This is a genomic window from Streptomyces luteogriseus, from assembly GCF_014205055.1.
GTDB lineage: Bacteria > Actinomycetota > Actinomycetes > Streptomycetales > Streptomycetaceae > Streptomyces > Streptomyces luteogriseus.
In genome coordinates, this window is record NZ_JACHMS010000001.1 from 5507335 (window position 1) to 5521871 (window position 14537).

13 protein-coding genes and 1 tRNA gene are annotated in these 14537 nt (G+C 70.2%); 3 read left to right on the forward strand and 11 right to left on the reverse strand.

The genetic code is table 11. The features are described from left to right. Window positions 1-22: 22 nt before the first annotated feature. From BJ965_RS24465 to BJ965_RS24480, 4 genes are all read right to left on the reverse strand, one after another. Window positions 23-1459 (reverse strand): GH1 family beta-glucosidase, encoded by a 1437-nt coding sequence (locus tag BJ965_RS24465; RefSeq protein WP_184910783.1) that lies wholly within the window; start codon window positions 1457-1459, stop codon window positions 23-25. A gap of 96 nt (window positions 1460-1555) precedes the next feature. Further along, window positions 1556-2464 carry a carbohydrate ABC transporter permease gene (locus tag BJ965_RS24470; protein WP_102912406.1) on the reverse strand — a complete coding sequence of 303 codons (909 nt, stop codon included), beginning with the start codon at window positions 2462-2464 and terminating at the stop codon, window positions 1556-1558. Between the two features lie 12 nt (window positions 2465-2476). Then, entirely contained in the window at window positions 2477-3490 is a 1014-nt protein-coding gene (locus tag BJ965_RS24475) for a carbohydrate ABC transporter permease (protein ID WP_184910785.1), read from the reverse strand. A gap of 5 nt (window positions 3491-3495) precedes the next feature. After that, window positions 3496-4818 (reverse strand): ABC transporter substrate-binding protein, encoded by a 1323-nt coding sequence (locus BJ965_RS24480; protein WP_184910787.1) that lies wholly within the window; start codon window positions 4816-4818, stop codon window positions 3496-3498. 405 nt (window positions 4819-5223) lie between these two features. Between BJ965_RS24480 and BJ965_RS24485 the strand changes: the two genes are divergently transcribed. After that, the gene (locus tag BJ965_RS24485; RefSeq protein WP_030838043.1) at window positions 5224-6279 is read left to right on the forward strand and encodes a LacI family DNA-binding transcriptional regulator; all 1056 of its coding nucleotides are present in this window, start codon (window positions 5224-5226) and stop codon (window positions 6277-6279) included. Window positions 6280-6309: 30 nt separating this feature from the next. Here the strand turns inward: BJ965_RS24485 and BJ965_RS24490 are convergent, their stop codons facing one another. The 6 genes from BJ965_RS24490 to BJ965_RS24515 form a co-directional block, all read right to left on the reverse strand. Beyond that, window positions 6310-6819, reverse strand: a complete 510-nt coding sequence (locus BJ965_RS24490; protein WP_184910789.1) for an NUDIX domain-containing protein — start codon at window positions 6817-6819, stop codon at window positions 6310-6312. Window positions 6820-6846: 27 nt separating this feature from the next. Then, the gene (locus tag BJ965_RS24495; RefSeq protein WP_184910791.1) at window positions 6847-8037 is read right to left on the reverse strand and encodes an MFS transporter; all 1191 of its coding nucleotides are present in this window, start codon (window positions 8035-8037) and stop codon (window positions 6847-6849) included. A gap of 116 nt (window positions 8038-8153) precedes the next feature. Continuing rightward, window positions 8154-8226 (reverse strand) — tRNA-His (locus BJ965_RS24500). Window positions 8227-8341: 115 nt separating this feature from the next. Continuing rightward, on the reverse strand, window positions 8342-8944 hold the full coding sequence (gene orn, locus BJ965_RS24505) for an oligoribonuclease (protein ID WP_184910793.1): 603 nt from the start codon (window positions 8942-8944) through the stop codon (window positions 8342-8344). Between the two features lie 102 nt (window positions 8945-9046). Continuing rightward, window positions 9047-10294 (reverse strand): helix-turn-helix domain-containing protein, encoded by a 1248-nt coding sequence (locus tag BJ965_RS24510; protein WP_030838050.1) that lies wholly within the window; start codon window positions 10292-10294, stop codon window positions 9047-9049. A gap of 377 nt (window positions 10295-10671) precedes the next feature. Next, the gene (locus tag BJ965_RS24515) at window positions 10672-11004 is read right to left on the reverse strand and encodes a hypothetical protein (RefSeq protein WP_184910795.1); all 333 of its coding nucleotides are present in this window, start codon (window positions 11002-11004) and stop codon (window positions 10672-10674) included. Window positions 11005-11311: 307 nt separating this feature from the next. On the opposite strand from BJ965_RS24515, the gene BJ965_RS24520 reads away from it, so the two are divergent. Further along, window positions 11312-11839 carry a universal stress protein gene (locus tag BJ965_RS24520; protein ID WP_020123262.1) on the forward strand — a complete coding sequence of 176 codons (528 nt, stop codon included), beginning with the start codon at window positions 11312-11314 and terminating at the stop codon, window positions 11837-11839. A gap of 137 nt (window positions 11840-11976) precedes the next feature. After that, on the forward strand, window positions 11977-12537 hold the full coding sequence (locus tag BJ965_RS24525; protein WP_184910797.1) for a GPR1/FUN34/YaaH family transporter: 561 nt from the start codon (window positions 11977-11979) through the stop codon (window positions 12535-12537). A gap of 177 nt (window positions 12538-12714) precedes the next feature. On the opposite strand, the gene glmS is transcribed toward BJ965_RS24525, so the two are convergent. Beyond that, complete coding sequence (glmS, locus tag BJ965_RS24530) at window positions 12715-14532, reverse strand: glutamine--fructose-6-phosphate transaminase (isomerizing) (RefSeq protein WP_184910799.1); 1818 nt, start codon at window positions 14530-14532, stop codon at window positions 12715-12717. Between the last annotated feature and the right edge of the window lie 5 nt (window positions 14533-14537).

Sequence of the window (14537 nt, forward strand, 5' to 3'; positions counted from 1 at the left end):
CCCGCCCCCGTTCCCCCGTCGGTCAGACCGCCTCGACCTCGGGCAGCGCCCCGGTCCGCGCCGCCCGGCCGTACCAGTGGGCGCTCGTCTTCGGCGTGCGTTCCAGCGTGGCGTAGTCCACGTAGACGGCGCCGAAGCGCTTGCCGTAGCCGTACGCCCACTCGAAGTTGTCCATCAGGGACCACAGGTAGTAGCCGCGGACGTCCGCGCCGTCGGCGATGGCCCGGCGGACCGCCGACAGGTGGCCGTGCAGGTAGGCGACCCGCTCCGGGTCGTGCACCCGGCCGTCGGAGTCGATCTTGTCGTCGTAGGCCGCGCCGTTCTCCGTGATGTACAGCGGCAGACCCGGCGCCTCGCGGGTGTAGCGCATGATCAGCTCGTGCAGACCGGTCGGGTCGATCGTCCAGCCCATCTCCGTGCGGTCGCCGGGCGTCTGGTGGAAGGCGACGTCGTCCGCGGCCGGCCACGGCGAGTGGGCGCTCGCACCGTGGCCGTCGGCGCGCGGCGCCTGCGCCGACGCGTCCGCCGCCGAGACCAGCGACGGCGTGTAGTAGTTGAGGCCCAGCGCGTCCAGCGGCTGGTTGATCAGCTCCAGGTCGCCGTCGAGGACGAAGTCCCAGTCCGTGAGGGACGCCGTCGCCACGTACAGCGTCTCCGGGTAGGCGCCGTGCAGCATCGGCCCGTGGAACACTCCGTTGGCCAGGTCGTCGATCCTGCGGGCCGCGTCGAGATCCGCCGGGTCCTGCGAAAGCGGCCGTACCACCGACGAGTTGAGGCTGACCGCGACGGTGTTGCGGGCCGGCATCACCGACCGCAGCGCGGACGCGCCCAACCCGTGCGCCAGGTTCAGATGGTGCGCGGCTCGCAACGAGGCGGCCGGATCGGTGCGGCCCGGGGCGTGCACCCCGGAGGCATAGCCCAGGAACGCGCTGCACCACGGCTCGTTGAGCGTGATCCACTGCTCCACCCGGTCGCCCAGCGCCTCGCCGACGATCTGCGCGTACTCCGCGAACCGGTACGCCGTGTCACGCTCCGGCCAGCCGCCCGCGTCCTCCAGCTCCTGCGGCAGGTCCCAGTGGTACAGGGTGACGGCCGGCTTGATGTTCTTGGCCAGCAGCTCGTCCACCAGCCGCCGGTAGAAGTCCAGGCCCTTCTGCACGGCCGGGCCACGCCCGGTCGGCTGCACCCGCGACCACGAGATGGAGAAGCGGTAGGCGCCCAGGCCCAGCTCCGCCATCAGCGCCACGTCGTCGCGGTAGCGGTGGTAGTGGTCGACAGCGATGTCACCGGTCTCGCCACCGGCCGTCTTGCCCGGGGTGTGGCTGAAGGTGTCCCAGATCGACGGCGTACGGCCGTCCTCCCGCACCGCACCCTCGATCTGGTACGCGGACGTCGCCGCGCCCCACAGGAAGGCGGGCGGGAAGGTCACCGGAGTGGCCGGGTTCTCGGAATCAGGCATGGAAGCGCTCCCAAGGGGGTCGTATGGACCGACGAGTGGAGGGGGGAGGGGAAAGGGGCCGAGGCGGCTGTGGCTCGGCCCCTGGGAAAGCAGGACTCAGCCCTTGACGGCGCCCTGCATGATGCCACCGACGATCTGCTTGCCGAAGATCGCGAAGACGATCAGGAGCGGCAGTGTGCCCAGCAGGGCGCCGGCCATGATCAGCGACTGATCCGGGGTGTAGCCGCGCCCCAGCCCCGCCACCGCCACCTGCACGGTCGGGTTGCCGGTCTGGGTCAGGACCAGGAAGGGCCACAGGAAGTCGTTCCACGTCTGCACGAACATCAGCATGCCCAGGACTGCCATCGCGGGCCGCGCGGTCGGGAACACCACGTGCCACACCACGCGCCAGCTGCTCGCGCCGTCCACGCGGGCAGCCTCGATGATCTCGTCCGGCAGCGCCTGGATCAGGTACTGCCGCATGAAGAACACACCGAACGCGCTCACCAACGACGGGAAGATCACCGCTTGGAGCTGGTCCGTCCAGTCGAGCTTTGCGACCATCATGTACAGCGGGATGATGCTGAGCTGCGGCGGCACCATCATGGTGCCGATCACCACCAGCATTGCCGCGCCACGGCCCTTGAAGCGCAGCTTGGCGAAGGCGAATCCGGCGATCGTCGACAGGAACACGATGGTGAACGACGAGATGCCGGCCACCAGGGTGGTGTTGAGGAACGCCTCGCCCAGGTTGGCGTCCGTCCAGGCCACTTCGAGCTTGTCGAAGAGGCCCGAGCCGAACCAGAACGGCGGCGGGGTCTGCGCCAGGCGCTGGTTGTCGCGCGAGGCGGCGATAGCTGTCCACACCAGCGGGAACAGCGAGATGACGGTGAAGAGGGCAAGGATGACGTACGCCACCGGGCCGGCGTGCAGCTGCCCGCCCGCGCGCGCCGCCTTCATGCCACGTGACCGCTTCGGCGGCTCGGGGACCGCGTCGGCCGGGGGTTTCGTCAGGGTCGTCGTCACGGCCGGTTCTCCTTAGCTACTGGCGCGCAGCCGGCGCGAGATGACGTAATTGACGACCCCGATCACGATGAGGATCAGGAACATCGTCCAGGCGATGGCGGAGGCGCGGCCCAGGTGCTGGTTGATCCAGCCCTGCTCATACAGGTACAGGCCGAGCGTCTGGAACTGGTGCTGTGATCCGCCGGAGGCACCCTTGTTCGCGTCGAAGAGCAGTGGCTCGCCGAACACCTGCGAGGCGCCGATGGTCGACACCACGACCGTGAACAGGATCGTCGGACGCAGCGAGGGCAGCGTGACATGGAGGAACTGCCGCCAGCGGCTGGCTCCGTCCAGTGCAGCCGACTCGTAGAGGTCCTGCGGGATCGCCTGCATCGCGGCCAGGTAGATGAGCGCGTTGTACCCCGTCCAGCGCCAGACGATGATGCTGGACACGGCGATTTGAGACGGCCACTTGCCGTTCTGCCAGTCGACGTGGTCGATGCCGACCGCGTTCAGAGCCCAGTTGATCATGCCGTAGTCGCGGCCGAAGAGCAGCACGAAGACCAGCGAGGCGGCGGCGATCGACGTGGCGTAGGGGGCCAGCATGACGACGCGGTAGAAGGTGGAGCCGCGCAGCTTGTAGTTGAGGATGTGCGCCAAGCCCATCGCCATCAGCAGCTGCGGAACCGTGGAGATGATGCCGATCGTCAGGGTGTTCTTCGCCGCGTTCCAGAAGAAGTCGTCGTCGAAGATCCGGGTGTAGTTGCGCAGGCCGACCCAGGACATGTCCGTGGGTGCCGTCAGCTCCACCTGGTGGAGCGAGGCCCAGCCGGTGTACAGCAGCGGGAACAGGCCGAACGCGAGGAAGAGCAGGAAGAAGGGCGAGACGAACGCGTAGGGGCTCCATCGCATGTCACGCTGCCAGCGACGGGAGAGCCGGGCGCGCTTCTTCATCGCCCGCTCCGTGTCCGCGCCGGCCGGCGGGCGGCCCGGGGCCGCGCCCCCCTCCTTCACGGGGGGCGCGGCGGTGTCGTGCCTGGTTGCCATTCCGGTCACTGGTCCAGGTTGTTGTCGATGGTCTTGACGGCCGTGTTCCACGCCTCCTCGGGCGACTTGCCCTGGGTGACGAGGATGACGCCGTTGTCCGTCAGACCCTGCTGGATGATCTGGTCCTTCGGGCCGATCGTCTGTACCGGGCTGCTCTTGGCGGCTGCGGCGAAGATGGTGCCGATCGGCGCGTCACCGGTCATCTCGTTCTTGGCGCTCTTCACCGCGTCCGACTCATAGGCCGCCGGGGTGCTCGGGAAGCTGCCCTGCACGGCGAACAGCTTGGCCTGCTGCTCGGGTGCGGTCAGCCAGGCGGCCAGCTTCGCGGCCTTCTCGGCGTTCTTGCCCGACTTGGGAACCGCAAGGAAGGAACCGCCCCAGTTGCCGGACTTCGGCGACGCGGCCACGTCCCACTTGCCCTTGGCGTCCGGCTTGGACTTGCCCTTGATGTAGCCGAGCATCCACGGCGGGCAGGACATCGCGGCGAACTTGCTGTTGGCGATCGTCGTGTCCCAAGCGGGCTGGAACTGAGTCTGGTTGCCGATCAGTCCGTCCTCGGCGGCCTTCGCAGTGAGTTCGAACGCGTCCTTCACAGCCGGGTTCGACTTGTAGATGACCTTGCCGGAGGAGTCGTAGAAGCGATCCTTCTCACTGCTGAGGATCGCCTGGAGCAGACCGCCGGGGGAGTCCAGGAAGGTGGTGCCCTTCGGCGCCTTCTTCTTGTAGTCCTCGCCGACCTGGACCAGCTTCTTCCAGTCGCCGGCCCACAGCTTGGCGACCTCCTCGCGGTCGGTGGGCAGACCGGCCTTCTCGAAGAGGTCCTTGCGGTAGCAGATGGCCATCGGGCCGACGTCCGTGCCCAGGCCGACGGTCTCACCGCCCTCGGTGGTGGCCTGCTGCCACTTCCACTCCAGGTAGTCGCTCTTCTTGCCGTACTTGGAGAGGTCCAGCAGTTTGGCGGACTGGGTCTTGACGATCTCGGCGATGTTGCCGACCTCGACGCCCTGGATGTCCTGCAGGCCGCTGTTGGTGGTCAGGTGGTTGACCAGGGTGGGGTAGTAGTTCTCGTTCCGCTCGACGACCGTCTGCTGGATGTCGATGTCCGGGTGGAGCTTCTCGTACTCCTTGTAGAGGCCGGCCTCCTCGAACCCGAAGGTGCCGAAGAGCCCCAGAGTGATCTTGGTCTTGCCGCCGCTGTCGCCGCCGCTGCCGCCCGACGAGCCGTCGCTTCCGCCGTCGTCGGCACAGCCGGCCAGCAGCCCGGCGCCCAGCGACGCGACGGCCGCGACGACCATCGCCTTGCGGGCGGTTCGGATGCGTGCTCGCATGTCGTCCTCCTGTTGCCCTGACGTGCCGACCCCCCGGCCAACTGCATGTCGGACCGATTTTCGCGCTTAAGGCTCGGGCGGGGAACGTGCGGGTTGTGTATGTGTCAGGTAGCGTGGGAGCGCTCCCACCAGTGATGTGTTGAAGAGTCCCCGGTCGTGGTGGAGGTGTCAAGGGACCGGACAGCGAGAGATGCGTTCAGTTATCGGCCTGTTAACTGGACCCGGGCCCGGACCGGTTGGGGCCCGGGCCGAAGGGATCAAGCCGCCGGAATGCCGGTCGCGCCGGTTCTCCCGGCGAAGCGGAGGGCCGGGGTGGTGAGCCCTCGGCAGCGGTCGGAGAACCGGTCGGCCTGTTAAATTCCAGGCCAGTCGCAGAGTGCGGGTGTGGACGGGAAGGCGGAGCCCATGGCAACCCACGGAGCGCGGGGCCGAAGTGGTGGCCGGCCCACCCTCGAAGAGGTGGCGGCGCGCGCCGGTGTCGGCCGCGGCACCGTCTCGCGGGTGATCAACGGCTCGCCCCGGGTCAGCGACGCGACCCGCGCGGCCGTCGAGGCGGCGGTCGCGGAGCTCGGCTACGTCCCCAACACCGCGGCCCGCGCCCTGGCCGCCAACCGTACGGACGCGATCGCGCTGGTCGTCCCCGAGCCGGAGACCCGGTTCTTCGCCGAGCCGTACTTCTCCGACATGCTGAAGGGCGTCGGCTCGGCGCTGTCCGACACGGAGATGCAGCTGCTGCTGATCTTCGCGGGCAGCGACCGGGAACGCGCCCGCCTCGCCCAGTACCTGGCGGCCCACCGCGTGGACGGTGTGCTGCTGGTCTCGGTGCACGCGGACGACCCGCTGCCCGACCTGCTGGCCCAGCTGGAGATCCCGGCGGTGATCAGCGGTCCGCGCTCGTCGGCGGAGACGCTGCCGTCGGTCGACTCGGACAACTACGGCGGCGCCCGCCAGGCCGTCGAGCATCTGCTGTCCCGGGGCCGGAGCCGGGTGGCCCACATCACCGGCCGCCTCGACGTCTACGGTGCCCAGCGCCGTGTCGACGGCTACCGCGCGGCCATGAGCGACGCCGGCCTCGGGGTGGACGAGGGGATGATCGAGGCGGGGGACTTCACCGAGGAGGGCGGACACCGGGCCATGGCGGCCCTGCTGGAGCGCCACCCCGACATCGACGCGGTCTTCGCCGCCTCCGACGTCACCGCGGCCGGCGCCCGCCGGGCGCTGCGCGATGCGGGCCGCCGCATCCCGGAGGACGTGGCGCTCGTCGGCTACGACGACTCCGCCATCGCCCGCCACATGGAACCGCCGCTGACCAGCGTTCGCCAGCCCATAGAGGAGATGGGCCGCCGGATGATAGACCTCCTGCTCACCGAGGTCGCCGACCGCCGTCCGCTCGCCTCCCGGGGCCTGGAGCGCAGGCAGATGGTCCTGGCCACGGAGCTGGTGTCCCGGTCTTCTTCGTGACGCAACGGCCCACGGGCGCGGGGAAGTCGGCTACGGCGCGACGGCGGTCCGCGGGCCGAGGCCGGGGTGGCGCCGTAGGACATCCAGGCCGTCGGGCACGAACAGCCACTTCCGCATCGCCTCCCGAAGCTCCGCCTCGCCGAGCCATCCGTGCCAGGCGATCTCGGACGGGTCGGGGGCGAGGGGCTCCGTCACGACGGCCTCGTGCACCCCGAGCCAGTACGGGCTGATCACCCCTCGGCAGAGGAACTTGAAGACGAACCGCACCCGCACCCGGACGCCCAGCTCCTCCGCCAGCTCCCGGGCCGCCGCCTCCTCGTAGGACTCGCCGACCTCGACGGCCCCGCCGATCAGCCAGTCGTGATGCCCCGGGAACCGGGACACCTGCTCCGGCCTGCGACACACCAGGACGCGCCCTCGCGGATCACGGCACACCGTGGTCGCGACCCGGTGCGGCCGGCCCTCGCGGATCGCCTCGTCCCGGTCGACCACCCCGACCACCCGGTCCTGCTCGTCGACCTGTTCCACCAGCTCACCCATGGGCCTCACGATCCCACGCGCACACCCTCACACCCGAGCCGGTTCCGGTCGTCGCAGCAGGTACACCGCCGCCGTCACGACCAGGACGGCCATGCTGGCGATGAACACCAGCCCCGCCCCCTCCAGGCCGATCGGGCCGGTCAGCAGTCCGACGCCGATCACCGGGAGGGAGATGCCCGCGTAGGCCACCACGAACAGGGCCGAGATCACCGCCGCCCGCTGCTGCTCGGGCGAGGCCTGGGCCACGTCGGACAGGGCGCCGCGGAACGCCAGGCCCTGGCCGATCCCCCCGACGAGCGCGCTGGCGGCCAGCAGGGCCATCTGATCCCACCGCAGCGCACCGGCGAGCAGCGCGAGCCCGGCGAGGAGCCCGGCGCAGCCCAGCGGCAGGGAACGCCGTACGCCGACCCGGCCGACCGCCAGCTGCCCGGCGGTCGACGAGAAGAAGGCCAGGGCGACGAGCAGCCCGCTCACGGCATGGTCGTCCACGTCCAGGAACTCCACGAGGAAGGCCGGGCTGACGGAGGTGAACACCCCGAACAGGGCGAACCCGACGAAGGAGGCTGTGGCGGCGGGACCGAACACCGCACGCACCCGCGGGGGCAGGGCGGGACGCTGTGGGCGTACGGCGCGCAGCGGCTGCCGCTCCCGTACCGTCTCCGCGAGCCGCAGCAGGACGGCGGCCGAGGCGCCCACCAGCGCGAGGTGGGTGACGAACGGCAGGTACAGCGGCCAGGGGGCGTACTGCGCGAGAAGCCCGGAGAGCAGCGGACCGCAGCCCAGCCCGCCCATGTTGGCGGCCGTCGCCACGAACGTGGCCCGGGAGGCACCGCCCCGGGGCGCCAGCTCCATCACGTACGCCGTGGCGGCCCCGGTGAACAGCCCGGCGGACAGTCCCGACAGCAGCCGTCCCGCGTAGAGCCAGCCGAGCCCGTCGGCGCACAGGAAGCAGACGGCACTCAGGGCCGCGAAGCCCAGGCCGCACAGCAGCACCGGGCGCCTGCCCACGGCGTCCGAGGCATTGCCGACCAGCAGCAGCACGCCGATCACCGTGAAGGCGTACAGGGCGTAGACCACGGTGACCGTCAGCTCGGAGAAGCCGAACTTGTCCTGGTAGAGGGGATAGAGGGGAGTCGGCAGCGTGGTGCCGGCCATGCAGACGGCGAAGATTGCCCCGCCGAGCACACACGCGCGCCATCCCGGGCGTCCACCGTCCATACGGCCGACGGTAGCCGCGGCCCGCGGACGCGCCCTCGACCGGCGCGCTGGAAACACGCGCGCCTGGAAACGCTTCAGCCGGTGGCCTCTTCCGAGGCCACCGGCTGAATACTCAGGGTGAGTGACGGGACTCGAACCCGCGGCATCCTGGACCACAACCAGGTGCTCTACCAGCTGAGCTACACCCACCATGACCGGCTTGGAGATCAGTGATGTCCCCGACCGGCCGAGAAAAAGTGTACAGGGTCCGAAGGGGTGCTCGCGCCCGGCTTTCTCCGCGCCCCCCGACGGCCCCCCGTCCCGCCTACTGAGCAGGCAGGACGTGCTTCGCGGCGATCGTCCGCGCGGTGTCCGAGTCGGGCCCGGGCTGCGGGACGAACAGGGCCTCGCGGTAGTACCGCAGCTCCGCGATCGACTCGCGGATGTCGGCGAGCGCGCGGTGGTTGCCGTTCTTCTGCGGGCTGTTGAAGTACGTCCGCGGGTACCAGCGGCGCGCCAGCTCCTTGATCGACGACACGTCGACGATCCGGTAGTGGAGGTAGCTCTCCAGCGACGCCATGTCACGCAGGAGGAAGCCGCGGTCGGTGCCGACGGAGTTCCCGCACAGCGGGGCCTTGCCCGGCTCCTTGACGAACTCCCGCACGTACGTCAGGACCTGGTCCTCGGCGTCCTTCAGCGTCGTGCCCCCGGCGAGCTCCTCGAGCAGTCCGGAGGCGGTGTGCATCTGACGCACCACGTCCGGCATCGTCTCCAGCGCCTGATCCGGCGGCCTGATGACGATGTCCACGCCCTCGCCGAGCACGTTCAGCTCGGAATCGGTCACGAGGGCGGCCACCTCGATGAGCGCGTCGTCCGACAGCGAGAGGCCGGTCATCTCGCAGTCGATCCACACCATGCGATCGTTCATGTGTCTAACCTTACGGCCCGCCGCCACCGGCCGGGCCGCCCGTGCCGGGAAAGCCGAAGGGCCCGCGGGGAGACGTGCTCCCCGCGGGCCCCGGCTACCGGTTCACGGCGCGCTGCGCTGCCCGGGCAGGCTCGCCGACAGGGCCGGCGACTGGCCGACCGCACTCGCCGCCGCCGTACGGCGGGACTGCAGCGGGACCGGGTGCTCCGGGTGCAGCGGGGCGGGCGCCTGGCCGGGCTGGCCCGGATGGTGCCCCGCGTGTCCCGGATGGCCCGGCATGCCGGACCCGGGACCGCCCGGCGCGCTCTCGGTGTCCTGGGGCCGCTCGCCCTGCGGGCGCCGGGCACGGTACGCCGCCCGGTACGCGGCCGGGGACGAACCCAGCTGGCGGCGGAAGTGCCCGCGCAGGGCGACCGGCGACCGGAAGCCGCAGCGCCCCGCCACCTCGTCCACCGAGTAGTCCGATGTCTCCAGCAGGCGCTGCGCCTGGAGGACCCGCTGCGTGATCAGCCACTGCAGCGGAGCGCTCCCGGTCAGCGAGCGGAACCGGCGGTCGAACGTACGCCTGCTCATGTACGCGCGTGCCGCCAGCGTCTCCACGTCGAACTGTTCGTGGAGGTGCTCCAGCGCCCAGGCGACGACCTCGGCGAGCGGGTCGGCGCCGATCTCCTCCGGTAAAGACCTGTCGAGGTAGCGCTCCTGCCCGCCGCTGCGGCGCGGCGGCACGACGAGCCGCCTGGCCAGGGCCCCGGCCGCCTCGTTGCCGTGGTCCGTGCGCACGATGTGCAGGCACAGGTCGATGCCCGCGGCCGTGCCCGCCGACGTCAGCACGTCGCCGTCGTCGACGAACAGCTCACGCGGGTCCACGTGCACCGACGGATAGCGCTTGGCCAGCGTCGGTGCGTACATCCAGTGTGTCGTCGCGGGGCGGCCGTCCAGCAGGCCCGCCGCCGCGAGGACGAAGGCACCGGTGCACAGCCCGACGATGCGGGCGCCCTCCTCGTGGGCGCGGCGCAGCGCGTCGAGCGCCTCCTCCGGTGGCGGCGAAGTGATCGAACGCCAGGCCGGTACGACGACCGTGCCCGCGCGTGAGATCGCCTCCAGGCCATGTGGTGCGGTGAGTTCGAGTCCCCCGGTGGTCCGTAGCGGACCGTCCTCGCCCCCGCACACCAGCAGTCGGTAGCGCGGTACGCCGGCGTCCTGGCGGTCAACCCCGAACACCGACAGCGGTATGGAACTCTCGAAGATGGGGCCGCCGCTGAACAGCAGCACCGCGACGATCTCCTTGCGGCGTCGCCCGGAAAGTTTCCGGGCCGCGGCTTCCGGCGCGGCAGTGGAGTCGTGGCTCATACTGCTAAGCCCCCCTCGGTGGTCGCGGCTCCTCGGTTGTGTCGCTCCTGCACGTTTCCCCTCGGTCCTGCACGAGTCCCCCGCCGTAGACAGTCAAGATCGAATCTACTGTGTGCCGTCGTGCCGAAGTGGCCGGTTCACCACTCGGCACATTGTCGACTTGGCAACTTGGCGTGAAGCATTCGATCACGAAGCGTTGCACTCGTGGGGCGTGCAGGGAAGTGCGCCTTGTCGCGGTGGCCAATCCACGTAGGGTGCGCCGACCCCCTGAGGCCCTTTCCGTGCAGGTCGAACGGGGGTTGGGGGGTGGTCGGACCGGGGGATGCGCCAGTACGAGAAGTTGGCTGAAAACCAACGTGCGTGTGCGCGGAAACCGGTCAGCCGACCGGTGTATCTCCTCCGGTGTGCCGTCCGCCACGGTGCGACCCCGTTCCGGTGCGGTGGCGCCGGCCCCGGTGGGGTGCCCGGTCCTCGGCCGCGAGCCGGGCCGCGCCGCGCTCGGACTGGCGCAGCAGCACCCGGCAGGCGCCCGTGACGGCCGCGAGCCCGAGGGCCGTGCCGGCGGCACCGGCCAGAGAGGCGCCGTAACAGAGAAGCACCACCGGGACGAGCAGGCAGCTGAAGGCGGCCCAGCGAACCACATCCGTCGCGGTGTCCCGCGGCGGCGGGGCCGCGTGGTCCGCCTCGGCGGCGGCGCGTGGTGCGGACATGCGTGCTCCCTGTGGCGTGACTCACGGAGTTCAACGCGTGGCCGGGGCGTCGGTCACTGGTTGCCCCGGTCACTCTCACGGGCAAGTGAATCCTGTGCAAACCGCCTGTACAGCGCAGCAACCATTGCGTTACGGGCGGTGCCTCGTGCATGCTCCCTGGAACCCGCACGCACCGTGAGCGGGATCTGGGCTAAGGAGGCGTGCCGCCGTACCCTTGGGGGTATGGGGTTGGGAAGACCATTCCCGGACACAGCTCCGCCGCACCCTGTTGTCCCTCCCGTATAAGGATCACAACGCCGAGACAGCCATGGCCGGTCACGAATTCTTCGAACCCGCGGACCGCAAGCGGCCCGTCGCCGATCCCACGGCGGCCGAGCCCCTGGCGGCGGAAGAGCCACGCCATTCCTGCGATCCCGCCTTCAAGCACGGGGTCGTCGTCGGCTTCGACGGCTCCACGTCCAGTGAACGCGCCCTGGCGTACGCGATCGGCATGGCCCATCGGTCCGGATCGGGCCTGATCATCGTGCACGTCGCCAACCGGCTGCCGACCACGGTGTGGGCGGGCTGTGAGCCGCCCGTGTTCGTGGATGTGCCGGACCACCGCACCGAGGTGCTCGGTCTCGAGCTGGCCTGTGCGGACTACCTCGCCGAGGTGCCCTGGATCCTGGTCGAGCGCGGCGGCGACATCTGCCACGAACTCGAAGAGGTCGGCCGGGAGTACGAGGCCGACGCGATCGTCGTCGGCTCCACCCACGGCATCGTCGGGCGCATCTTCGGCTCGGTCGCGGGTCGGCTCGCCAAGCGGGCGAAGCGGCCCGTCATCGTCATTCCCTGACGTTCGCGCAGGAGGGATCTCCTGCGGCAACTCCCTTGTGCACCGCGCGAATCCACTCGCGCGTAGAGGTGTTTGTGCCCTTGTGAAGGGCATATACGGGACACCGCACAACTGCACATGCACGAAGGGAGCCCGCCGTGGACAAAGACGTCTCCGCGGGAAGTGGAATCACGACCGTGGCCGGTCGACTCGCCCTGGGAATCACCCTGTTGGCCTTCGGACTGGGGCATACGGCTCTGATCGACGGCGTGTCGGCCGCTGACGCCGTGTCAATCGCCCAGTACGTGGGCGGTATCGCGCTCTTCGTCGTGGGGTTGGCCGCCCTGCGGGAGGGTGACGCCGCCGGTGGTACGGCGTTCTCGGTGCTCGGGGCGCTGTGGTTCACCTGGGCCGTGTCCGGCAGTGCCTCCGGCAACGAGGCAGGGCTGTTCCTGCTGTTGTTCGCCCTCGTGGCGCTGTCCCTGACGCTCGCGGGTGGGGATCAGCTCGGTCAGGGCGTGAACGGGCTGTTCTTCATCGCCCTGTTGCTCATGGCGATCGCCGGCTTCGCCGGCAACGACGGACTCGTGAAGGTGGGCGGCTGGTTCGCCGTCGCCGCGGGTGCGGTGGCCTGGTACGCGGCGACCGCGGTGCTCGCGCACTGGCCCACGGCGATTCCGCGACGCGCTGCGGGCCGGGGCGTGACGGCCACCGGTTAGCTGCGCCGGCTGGGGAGTTGGGCGGCTTCCCGGCGATGAAACGGACCCCCCGTGCTCGGTGGCAGCACGTGGGGGTCCGTTTTCGTTCGTTGGCCTGTGCGGGTGCGTGGGGGCTTGTCGCGCCCACGCGGCGGAGCCGCATATCGATACAGCCCCGCGCCCCTGAGAAGAAGGCCTCTACTCCACCGTCACCGACTTGGCCAGGTTCCTCGGCTTGTCGATGTCGCGGCCGAGCGCCAGCGCCGTGTGGTAGGCGAGGAGTTGGAGGGGGATGCCCATCAGGATGGGGTCGAGTTCGTCCTCGTTCTTCGGGACGACGATCGTCTCGTCGGCCTTCTCCTGGGGCTGGTGGGCCACCGCGAGGATCCTGCCGCTGCGGGCCTTGATCTCCTCCATGGCGGCGCGGTTCTTCTCCAGCAGGTCGTCGTCGGGGACGATCGCGACCGTCGGGAGGGCCGGCTCGATCAGGGCCAGCGGGCCGTGCTTGAGCTCCGAGGCGGGGTAGGCCTCGGCGTGGATGTACGAGACCTCCTTGAGCTTCAGGGACGCCTCGCGGGCCACGGGGTAGCCCCGGACACGGCCGATGAAGAGCATCGAGCGAGCCTCGGCGAACTGGAGGGCCAGCTTCTTGACGTCCTCCTCGTGCTCCATGATCTCGGCGATCTGCGCGGGCAGCTTGCGCAGGCCCTCGATGATCCGCTTGCCGTCCCGGACCGACAGGTCACGGGTGCGGCCCAGGTGGAGGGCGAGGAGGGCGAAGGCCACCGTGGTGTTGGTGAAGCACTTGGTGGAGACGACGCAGACCTCGGGGCCCGCGTGCACGTAGATGCCGCCGTCGGCCTCGCGGGCGATCGCCGAGCCGACCACGTTCACCACGCCCAGGACCCGCGCGCCCTTGCGCTTCAGCTCCTGCACGGCGGCCAGGACGTCGTAGGTCTCGCCGGACTGGGAGACCGCGACGTAGAGGGTGTCGGGGTCGACGACCGCGTTGCGGTAGCGGAATTCCGAGGCCGGTTCGGCGTCGGCGGGGATGCGGGCCAGCTCCTCGATCATCTGGGCGCCGATCATGCCCGCGTGGTACGAGGTGCCGCAGCCGAGGATCTTCACGCGGCGGATCCGCCGGGCCTCGCGGGCGTCCAGGTTCAGGCCGCCCAGGTGCACGGTGGAGAAGCGGTCGTCGATGCGGCCGCGCAGCACGCGGTCCACGGCGTCGGCCTGCTCGTGGATCTCCTTGTGCATGTAGGTGTCGTGGCCGCCCATGTCGTAGGAGGCGGCCTCCCACTCGACCGTGGTGGGCTCCGCCGTGGTGCGGGTGCCCTCCGTGGTGTAGGTGCGGAAGTCGTCGGCCTTGAGGGTGGCCATCTCGCCGTCGTCGAGGGTGACGATCTGGCGGGTGTGGGCGACCAGGGCGGCGATGTCCGAGGCGACGAACATCTCCTTCTCGCCGATGCCGAGGACGACCGGGGAGCCGTTGCGGGCGACGACGATCCGGTCGGGGAAGTCGGCGTGCATGACGGCGATGCCGTACGTGCCCTCGACGAGCCGGAGGGTCTCGCGGACCTTGTCCTCCAGCTTGGGCGCCTGCGCGCGGGCGATGAGGTGGGTGAGGACCTCGGTGTCGGTCTCGGAGAGGAACTCGACGCCGTCCGCCTCCAGCTTGCGGCGCAGGTCGGAGGCGTTGTCGATGATGCCGTTGTGCACGACGGCGACCTTGTTGTCGGCCGACATGTGCGGGTGGGCGTTGACGTCGGACGGGGCGCCGTGGGTGGCCCAGCGGGTGTGGGCGATGCCGGTCGTGCCCTTGAAGCGGGCCGGGACCTTGGCCTCCAGGTCGCGCACGCGGCCCTTGGCCTTGACCATCTTCAGGCCGGACGTCTTCGGGGACGTGACGACGATGCCCGCGGAGTCGTAGCCGCGGTACTCCAGCCGCTGGAGGCCCTCCAGGAGGAGGGGCGCGACGTCACGCTTCCCGATGTAACCGACGATTCCGCACATGTATA

What these genes read in the sequence shown, in the direction of transcription:
- BJ965_RS24465 (WP_184910783.1), bottom strand. Translation starts at nt 1,459, where the DNA reads ATGCCTGATTCCGAGAACCCGGCCACTCCGGTGACCTTCCCGCCCGCC.
- BJ965_RS24475 (WP_184910785.1), bottom strand. Translation starts at nt 3,490, where the DNA reads ATGGCAACCAGGCACGACACCGCCGCGCCCCCCGTGAAGGAGGGGGGC.
- BJ965_RS24480 (WP_184910787.1), bottom strand. Translation starts at nt 4,818, where the DNA reads ATGCGAGCACGCATCCGAACCGCCCGCAAGGCGATGGTCGTCGCGGCC.
- BJ965_RS24485 (WP_030838043.1), top strand. Translation starts at nt 5,224, where the DNA reads ATGGCAACCCACGGAGCGCGGGGCCGAAGTGGTGGCCGGCCCACCCTC.
- BJ965_RS24490 (WP_184910789.1), bottom strand. Translation starts at nt 6,819, where the DNA reads ATGGGTGAGCTGGTGGAACAGGTCGACGAGCAGGACCGGGTGGTCGGG.
- BJ965_RS24495 (WP_184910791.1), bottom strand. Translation starts at nt 8,037, where the DNA reads ATGGACGGTGGACGCCCGGGATGGCGCGCGTGTGTGCTCGGCGGGGCA.
- orn (WP_184910793.1), bottom strand. Translation starts at nt 8,944, where the DNA reads ATGAACGATCGCATGGTGTGGATCGACTGCGAGATGACCGGCCTCTCG.
- BJ965_RS24510 (WP_030838050.1), bottom strand. Translation starts at nt 10,294, where the DNA reads ATGAGCCACGACTCCACTGCCGCGCCGGAAGCCGCGGCCCGGAAACTT.
- BJ965_RS24515 (WP_184910795.1), bottom strand. Translation starts at nt 11,004, where the DNA reads ATGTCCGCACCACGCGCCGCCGCCGAGGCGGACCACGCGGCCCCGCCG.
- BJ965_RS24520 (WP_020123262.1), top strand. Translation starts at nt 11,312, where the DNA reads ATGGCCGGTCACGAATTCTTCGAACCCGCGGACCGCAAGCGGCCCGTC.
- glmS (WP_184910799.1), bottom strand. Translation starts at nt 14,532, where the DNA reads ATGTGCGGAATCGTCGGTTACATCGGGAAGCGTGACGTCGCGCCCCTC.